Origin of the sequence: Asanoa sp. NPDC050611 (assembly GCF_040654855.1) — a bacterium.
Classification (GTDB): domain Bacteria; phylum Actinomycetota; class Actinomycetes; order Mycobacteriales; family Micromonosporaceae; genus Asanoa.
Genome location: NZ_JBFAIU010000115.1, coordinates 13,717 through 21,269, shown reverse-complemented (window position 1 = coordinate 21,269; position 7,553 = coordinate 13,717). Strand labels below are relative to the sequence as shown.

The window sequence follows — 7,553 nt, the reverse complement described above, 5'->3', positions numbered from 1 at the left end:
CGTACCACTCGTTGCGGTTGCGGCCCAGCGGGCCCGCGCGGCGGCGGGCCAGTTCGGCGCGGCGGAGGACGTCGTCGACGCCGTCGCCGCCGGCCAGCTCGGCCAGGCCCACGCTGACGTAGAGGTGGACCGTGGCGCCCGGGAGCAGGTAGGGCTCGGTCAGGGCGGTCAACAGCCGGGTGCCCAGGGCGTACGCGACGACCGGGCCCTCGACCGTGACCACCGCGAACTCGTCGCCCGCCAGCCGGGCCGCGACGTCGTCGGTGCCGACCGTCGAGCGCAGGCGGCGGCCCACCTCGATCAGCACCGCGTCGCCGACCTCGCGGCCGCGGGCGTCGTTGACGCCGGCGATGCCGTGCAGGTCGATCACCAGCAGGGCGCCGGTGTGGCCCTCGACCGACCGCTGGGTGGCGATCGTCCGCATCAGCTCGCGGCGGTTGGCCAGGCCGGTCAGCTGGTCCGTGAACGCCAGTTTGTGCAGCGTGCGCTCCAGGCGGCGGCGCTCGCCGACGTCGCGGATGTGCACCACCAGACCGGCCACCTCGGGGATGTCGCGCTGGTCGCTGACCGTGGACTCGGTGTCGCGCCAGGTGCCGTGGCCGTCGCGGAGCCGGGCCGGAACGAGCGCCGGCCGCGCGTCCACGTCTTCCGTGGAGAGCGTCTGGTTGAGCACCGCGAGCACGTCGGCGGCGTCCTCCGGGTGCATCAGGTCGGGGAACGGGCGTCCGACGACGTCCGCATCGGACAGTCCGAAGAGGCGCGCGGCGGCGGGTGACTGCCAGCGGACGACGAGGTCCTCGCCGATCACCATGGTGAGGTCGCCGGCGCCTGCCACCAGCGACCGGAAGTGGGCCTCCTGTGCGGACAGTTGCTTGGCGTACCTGCGGACGTCGGCGACCGCGAACACCTCGCGGGCCACCACGGTGGGGATGACCGACAGGCCGAGCACGATCGAGGTCTTGTCGAACTCGCCGACCGTGATCAGGTGCCAGGCGGCCGCGAGGGTGGCGACAACCGCGGGCACGGTCAGCAGGGGGTACGCGGAGAGGTGCGACTCGGGCTCACCGACCGGCGTGGGTTCCACACCCGCCTCGGTCAGCGCCGCACCGCCGAGGATGAGGGCCGGGCTGACGACGATCGGCACGGCGGCGATCAGCAGGGCCCACTCCGGGCCGCCGTAGCCGAGGATGGTCGCCAGCGCGCCGGTGCCGCCCATCGCGATCCCCACGCCGCCGCCGCAGAGCCAGGCCGCCCGCCGGTAGGCGACCACCCGCAGCACGATCACCGTGGCGGTGGCGAGCCCGAACGAGCCGACCAGAGCCGAGATCAACGCGGCGGGGGGCATGCCACCCTCGGGCGGCAGCAGCCAGACCGCGAACGCGACGCTGATGCCGAGGCTCACCCCGTCGAAGCAGCGGCGCAGCCGGGCGTGCGTGGTGGTGGCGGCGCCGGGCAGGAGCAGCAGGCCGATCACGTAGAGCGCGGCCGCGAAGGCGAGCCCGACGGCGACGATCGGCGCGCGCAGGCCGGGCGGGGCGAACGGCAGCAGCACCACGGACAGGCCGGTGGCCAGCACGCCCATGCCGAGGTAGCCGGCGCCGCGGCAGGGACCGAACGAGTGCATGCGGGCGTGGATGCGCAGGGCGAGCCGGACGAGCCGCGTCGTGCCGACGGCGGCCGTCAGCGCCGTCGCGGCCGCGAGTGCGGTCAGCGCCGGCACGACCCCGGCGGCCGCGCAGGCGAGCGTCACCAGGGCCGCCGCGGGCGGCCCGGCGATGGCGACGTTCCGCGCGTACCGGGGCAGCTGTGGGGAGGTTGATGACACTGTGGTCATCCCCTTGGGTGGAGGGGCCGGGAGTCGCGGCGACAAGATACCGCGCCTCATACCGTCAACGAGCGCTCCCGTGGAAAGTTACGCCGACAGATGCGGTCTAGCCGAGCAGCGCGTACACCGTCTGCGCCGCAGCGGCCGGTGCGGTGGCGCCGTCGGGGGTCAGCGTGATGTCGGCGAACGCCAGCGTGCGGCCGAGCTTGGTGACCCGGGCGAGCACCTGGACGTCGACGCCGGCGATCGGGCGCTGGAAGGTCGTCGACAGCTGCACGGTGGTCATCGGCACGAAGGCGGCCCGGGCGGCGGAGATCGCGATCACGGTCGCGGTGTCGGCGGCGGCCATCAGGGCCTGTCCGCTCATCGCGCCGCCCTCGCGGGCGAGACGGTCCGACCAGGGCAGGCGGAGGGTGGCGGTGCCGGGCTCGACGTGCTCGACCACGAGACCGAGATCGCGCACCCAGGGCGCGAAGTTGTCGGCCAGGACCCCGTTGGCGTCTTCGACGGTGAATCCCACGCCCTGAGGGTACGGGCCGGCAGGCGATCCGGCGGGCCGTGCACCATCAAGATCCGCCGGTGTGCCGGGGGTTCGGACAGGGTGGCGCCACCGTGAGAGACTGCCCGGCGTGGCGATCCTGACCGGCGCGCAGACCTCCACGCCCGCGGCGTCGCCAACCATCGGCCGCCGGCCGGGCGCCGCGGTGCTGACCGCGTTCGCGTTCGGGCTCGCCGCCCTCGGCTACCGGGTCGCGGTGCTGCTGGCCGGCGCACCGCCGACCAACAGCGACGAGGGGACCATGGGTCTCGCCGCGCTGCACATCGGCCAGGGGAGCGGGCTGCCGGTCTACTTCTACGGCCAGAACTACATGGGGACGCTCGAGGCGTACCTCGCCGCGCCGCTGGTGGCGGTGGCCAAGGGCTCGGTGCTCGCGCTGCGGCTGCCCAACCTGCTGCTCTTCGCGGCCTTCCTGGCGGCCATGTGGGCGCTGACGAGGCGGCTCTACTCACCGTGGTTCGCCACGTTCGTGGTGGGCGTGCTGGCCCTGGGATCCGACCGGATCCTGAAAAATCAGCTGATTTCGGGCGGTGGCTACCCGGAGATCAACACTGCGGGCGCCGCGCTCGTGCTGCTCGCGGTCGTCCTCGCCACCCGGCCGAGAACCGCCGGGTACGCCGCCTTCGGGCTGCTCGCCGGCCTGATGGTGTGGGTCGACTGGCTGGTCCTGCCCTATCTGGCGGCCGCGGCGGCCGTACTCCTGCTCAAGCGCCCCGGGCGACGCGGCTGGCTCGCGCTGGCGGGCGGCACCCTCGTCGGCGCCGCGCCGCTCCTGATCCACGACCTGACCTCGGCCTGGCGGCACAGCGCGATCCCCACGTTCCTCGGCCTCAACGGCGGCGGGCCGGACGCGTCGTGGGCCGACCGCCTGCACGGCGGCGTGCTGACCGGGATCCCGCTGGCCACGGGCATGTGCGCGCCGGGCCGCTGCGAGCCGTGGCAACTGTGGTGGGCGCCGGTCTGGCTCGTGCTGCTCGCGGTGGCCGGCTACACCGCATGGCGGGCATTCCGGACCCAACCCGATCGCGTACGCCCGGCGGGGCAGCTGGCGCTCGTCGCCGCGGCCCTGGTCAGCCTGCTGGTCTACGCGCGCAGCAACGCCGCCGGCAACACGCCGATGGAGAGCGGCCGCTACCTGCACTGCGTGCTGATCTCGACGCCGGCCGTGCTGTGGCCGCTGTGGAGCCTGCGCGGCCGGGCCACCCGCTGGCTCGGCGCCGGCGCGCTCGCCGTGATCTGCGCGTTCTCGCTGGTGGCCACCGTTTCCGTGGTGCGGGAGCTGCCCCGGATCGCGGCGGTCGACGACCGCCAGGTGGGGCTGCTCGCCGAGCTCGACCGGCGCGGGGTCACCACGGTCTACTCCGAGTACTGGACCTGCGACTACATCGCCTACATCTCCGTCGAGCGGGTGCGCTGCGCGGTGATCTCGGCGGACCTGACGCCCGGCTTCGACCGGTACCAGCCGTACAAGAAGGCGGTCGCCGACGCCCCGACCAGGACGTTCGCGCTGCCCACGGACTCGCCGGAGAGCGCTGCGGTGCGCGGCTACCTCGATGCGCACCAGGTGTCGTACACCGTCGATGTGGTCTCGGGTTATGACCTCTATCAGCCGGGCACCCGCGTCGATCTGCCGCTGCCCGACTAGCGTGAGGCCCGTGAAGGTCTGGATCCCCCACACGCACGGCCGCGACCTGCTCGGCCCGGTGCCGTCCGAAGTGACGCTGGAGATCGCCGAGCGTCCCGACCAGCTGCCCTCCGACCCGGGCGACGTGGCGTTCTGGGTGCCGCCGTTCCTCGCGCAGGCCGACTCGGTCCAGCTCGCCGCGAAGATGCCGGGGCTGCGGGTGGTGCAGCTGCTGTCGGCGGGCGCCGACGCCTGGTACGGCCAGCTGCCGGCAGGCGTCGCCCTGCACGACGCGCGCGGGGTGCACGACTCGTCGACGGCGGAGTGGGTGCTGACGGCGATCCTGTCGTACCTGCGCGACTTCCCCGGCTTCGCCCGGGCGCAGGCGCGGCGGGAGTGGTCCTACTCGTCTTTCGCCCCGACCGACGAGCTGGCCGGCAAGCATGTGCTGATCGTCGGCGCCGGGTCGATCGGGGCGGCGGTCCGCGCGCGACTGGCGCCGTTCGAGGTGACGGTGACGTCGGTGGCGCGGTCGGCCCGCGACGGCGTGCACCCGGTGTCGGCCCTGCCCACTCTGCTGCCGGCCGCGGACGTGGTCGTGGTGATCGTGCCGCTGACCGCCGAGACCCGCGGGCTGGTGGGCCGGGACTTCCTCGCGGCGATGAAGGACGGCGCGCTGCTGGTCAACGCGGCCCGCGGGCCGGTCGCGGACACGGACGCCCTGGTCGCGGCGCTGTCGTCCGGCCGGATCGGGGCGGCGGTGGACGTCACGGAGCCGGAGCCGCTGCCGGCGGAGCATCCGCTGTGGGAGATGCCGAACGTGCTGATCACGCCGCACGTGGCGGGGTCGGTGCGGGGGTTGCATCCGCGGGCCTACCGGCTGGTGGGCGAACAGCTGCGTCGGTTCGTGGCGGGGGAGCCGCTGGAGAACGAGGTCGTGGGCGGCTACTGAGGCTCCGGGTTGTGTGCGGCGGGCCTGACAGCGAAGCGGAGCGAGCGGTGTCCGGCGGGAGCGACGGTCGTGCCCCCGGCGGACCCGGGCAACGCTCTATTCCTTGTTCTTGTGCCATTCGATGCCGTGGCCGCTGGCGGCGACGAGCCGGCTCAGGTCGTCGCGGCCGACCGAGGCGAGGGTGACCGCGTAGCCGTCGCGGAGCAGGACCACCGCGCGGCCGCGCTCGTCGGTTGCCAGCTCGCGTATCTCTGACCAGGGGATTCGCTTGCTGGCGAAGAGGCCGCGGACGCGCAGGCCCGATGCGTCGGCGTCGGTGCCGGAGCGAAGGACCCAGACAAAAACCGCAATCGGGATGATCAGCAGGGGTACGAAGATCCAGCGCACGTCCGAGCCCTCGTCGGCGAAGCTGTCGCCCGGGAGGCTGGGCCCGAATGCGATCGGCAGCACGCCGACGAACGCGATGAACGCGGCGATCAAGATCGACTGATGTGGCCGGAAACGTACCCTGTTCATGTCGGCCATCATCCCACCTTCCCTTGGGACCGTTTTTGTCGGTGGTCGCGCGCATACTGTCGCCCATGACCGTCCTCCTCGCGATCGGCACGAGCAAGGGCCTGTTCCTGGCGACCAGCGGCAACCGGGTCGACTGGGAGGTCAGCGGGCCGCACTTTCCGATGACGTCGATCTATGCGGTCGGCATCGACCGGCGTCGCGCCGCGCCGCGGCTGCTGGCCGGGGTCGACAGCTCGCATTTCGGTCCGAGCGTCGCGACCAGCGACGACCTGGGCAAGACCTGGTCCGAGCCCGACGACGCGCCCGTGGCGTTCCCCGCTGACACCGACACGTCGCTGGTCCGTGTCTGGCAGCTGGCGCCCGGCCCCGACAGCGAGCCCGACGTGGTCTACGCCGGCACTCAGCCCTCGGCGCTGTTCCGCTCCGACGACGGCGGGCGCACGTTCACCCTGGTCAGGCCGCTATGGGACCACCCGCACCGGCCCGACTGGGGTGCCGGCTTCGGTGGCCAGGCGATCCACACGATCCTGCCGCACCCGGCCGACCCGTCCCGGGTCGTGGTCGCGATGTCGACGGGCGGGGTCTACCGCACGAGCGACGGCGGCAAGAGCTGGTCGCCCGGCAACGTGGGCATCCGGGCGGGCTTCTTCCCGGACCCTTACCCGGAGTTCGGCCAGTGCGTCCACAAGGTGGCCCGCGACGCCGGCGACCCGACCCGGCTCTACGCGCAGAACCACGGCGGCGTCTACCGCTCCGACGACGAGGGCGCCAGCTGGTCGTCGATCGCGGATGGCCTACCCAGCGACTTCGGCTTCCCGATCGTCACCCACCCGGCCAAGCCGGCCACGCTCTGGACGTTCCCGCTGTCGGCGGACAGCAACCGCTACCCACCCGACCACCGCTGCCGGGTCTTCCGCTCGACCGACGCCGGCGACTCATGGGAGGCGCTGTCCGCGGGCCTACCGACGGACCCCTTCTACCCGACGGTCCTACGCGACGCGATGTGCGCCGACAACGCGACTCCGGGAGGCGTCTATTTCGGCACGAGATCGGGCGAGGTCTGGTCAAGCCGCGACGAGGGCGAGTCGTGGGTGCAGGTCGCGGCCCACCTACCCGACGTGCTGTCGGTGAAGGCGGCGGAGCTGTGACCGATGCCGTGACCATCCTGCTGCCGGGGGTGCTTCGCGCGGAGGCTTCCGGCCAGAGCCGCCTCACGGTGCCGGCCGCCGGGTCGCTGCGGGTGGTGCTCGACGCGCTGGCCGCCGAGTGGCCGCGGCTGGAGCGACGGCTGCGGGACGAGCGGGGCGACCTACGCCGCTACGTCAACATCTACGTGGACGGCGACGACTGCCGCCGCTCGGGCGGCCTGGACACGCCGGTCACGGCTGGCGCCGAGATCCAGGTTTTGCCGTCGGTCGCGGGCGGCTAACCGCTCCGGTCGGCGCCGCTGGCAGCCGACACCTCGACCTCGGGTGGCCTCGGCCGCGCGCCTGCCGATGCCCGGCGCCCGCACGGGCAAGAACGTTGCCTCGCGACTGTCGGCTGGACGGCGGCGGGTTGGCGGGTCGGTAGGGTTTGCGGGCTCTGGTCTCGGGGCTTCGGCGGCGGCCGGTGGCCGTGGAGCGGCGACTTGCGCCGTGGCTACTGGCTGGACGGCGGCGGGTGAGCGGGTTCGGTGGGTCGGGGCTTTGACGGCGGCGGGTGGCCGTGGAGGCGTGACCTGCGCCGTGGCTGATGGCTGGACGTCGGCGGCTGGGCGCGGCGCTCAGGCGGGGGCGTGGTGTCGGGGCTTTGACGGCGGCTGGTGGCCTTCGAGGTGTGACTTGCGCCGTGGCTATTGAGTGGACGGCGACGGTGCGCGGGTCGGTGAGTCTGAGCCCTGATCTTGGCGGGCGAACTGACCTCGATGGCGCGCGTGCGCGCTTGCAACCCCGCGGGCCTTTGGACGGCCTACAGGCCGCCACCGCCGCTCCGGGCCCGCGGGCGCTGGCGTGCGACCCGCGTCGCCCAGCTGCGCGGCCGGCGCCGTCGACCGCGTGCTTGGCTGCCGCCGCAGCACGGGGGCTGGAGCGGGTGT

General features: G+C 73.5%; 7 protein-coding genes. 4 read left to right on the top strand and 3 right to left on the bottom strand.

Annotated features, from left to right (window positions below):
* Together AB0H87_RS19195 and AB0H87_RS19190 are read right to left on the bottom strand one after the other, a co-directional pair.
* A partial coding sequence (locus tag AB0H87_RS19195; RefSeq protein WP_360146905.1) for a diguanylate cyclase occupies positions 1–1,825 on the bottom strand: 1,825 nt, incomplete at its 3' end.
* Between the two features lie 106 nt (positions 1,826–1,931).
* The gene (locus AB0H87_RS19190; RefSeq protein WP_360146902.1) at positions 1,932–2,345 is read right to left on the bottom strand and encodes a PaaI family thioesterase; all 414 of its coding nucleotides are present in this window, start codon (positions 2,343–2,345) and stop codon (positions 1,932–1,934) included.
* 109 nt (positions 2,346–2,454) lie between these two features.
* On the opposite strand from AB0H87_RS19190, the gene AB0H87_RS19185 reads away from it, so the two are divergent.
* Positions 2,455–4,029 (top strand): hypothetical protein, encoded by a 1,575-nt coding sequence (locus tag AB0H87_RS19185; RefSeq protein WP_360146899.1) that lies wholly within the window; start codon positions 2,455–2,457, stop codon positions 4,027–4,029.
* Positions 4,030–4,039: 10 nt separating this feature from the next.
* Complete coding sequence (locus AB0H87_RS19180; protein ID WP_360146896.1) at positions 4,040–4,960, top strand: 2-hydroxyacid dehydrogenase; 921 nt, start codon at positions 4,040–4,042, stop codon at positions 4,958–4,960.
* Between the two features lie 96 nt (positions 4,961–5,056).
* On the opposite strand, the gene AB0H87_RS19175 is transcribed toward AB0H87_RS19180, so the two are convergent.
* On the bottom strand, positions 5,057–5,485 hold the full coding sequence (locus tag AB0H87_RS19175; protein WP_360146893.1) for a PH domain-containing protein: 429 nt from the start codon (positions 5,483–5,485) through the stop codon (positions 5,057–5,059).
* A 56-nt stretch (positions 5,486–5,541) separates the two neighbouring features.
* Between AB0H87_RS19175 and AB0H87_RS19170 the strand changes: the two genes are divergently transcribed.
* Both AB0H87_RS19170 and AB0H87_RS19165 read left to right on the top strand, forming a co-directional pair.
* Positions 5,542–6,624 carry an exo-alpha-sialidase gene (locus tag AB0H87_RS19170; protein ID WP_360146890.1) on the top strand — a complete coding sequence of 361 codons (1,083 nt, stop codon included), beginning with the start codon at positions 5,542–5,544 and terminating at the stop codon, positions 6,622–6,624.
* Positions 6,621–6,905, top strand: a complete 285-nt coding sequence (locus AB0H87_RS19165; protein ID WP_360146887.1) for a MoaD/ThiS family protein — start codon at positions 6,621–6,623, stop codon at positions 6,903–6,905. The genes AB0H87_RS19170 and AB0H87_RS19165 overlap by 4 nt, the downstream gene beginning before the upstream one ends.
* The last annotated feature ends 648 nt before the right edge of the window (positions 6,906–7,553 follow it).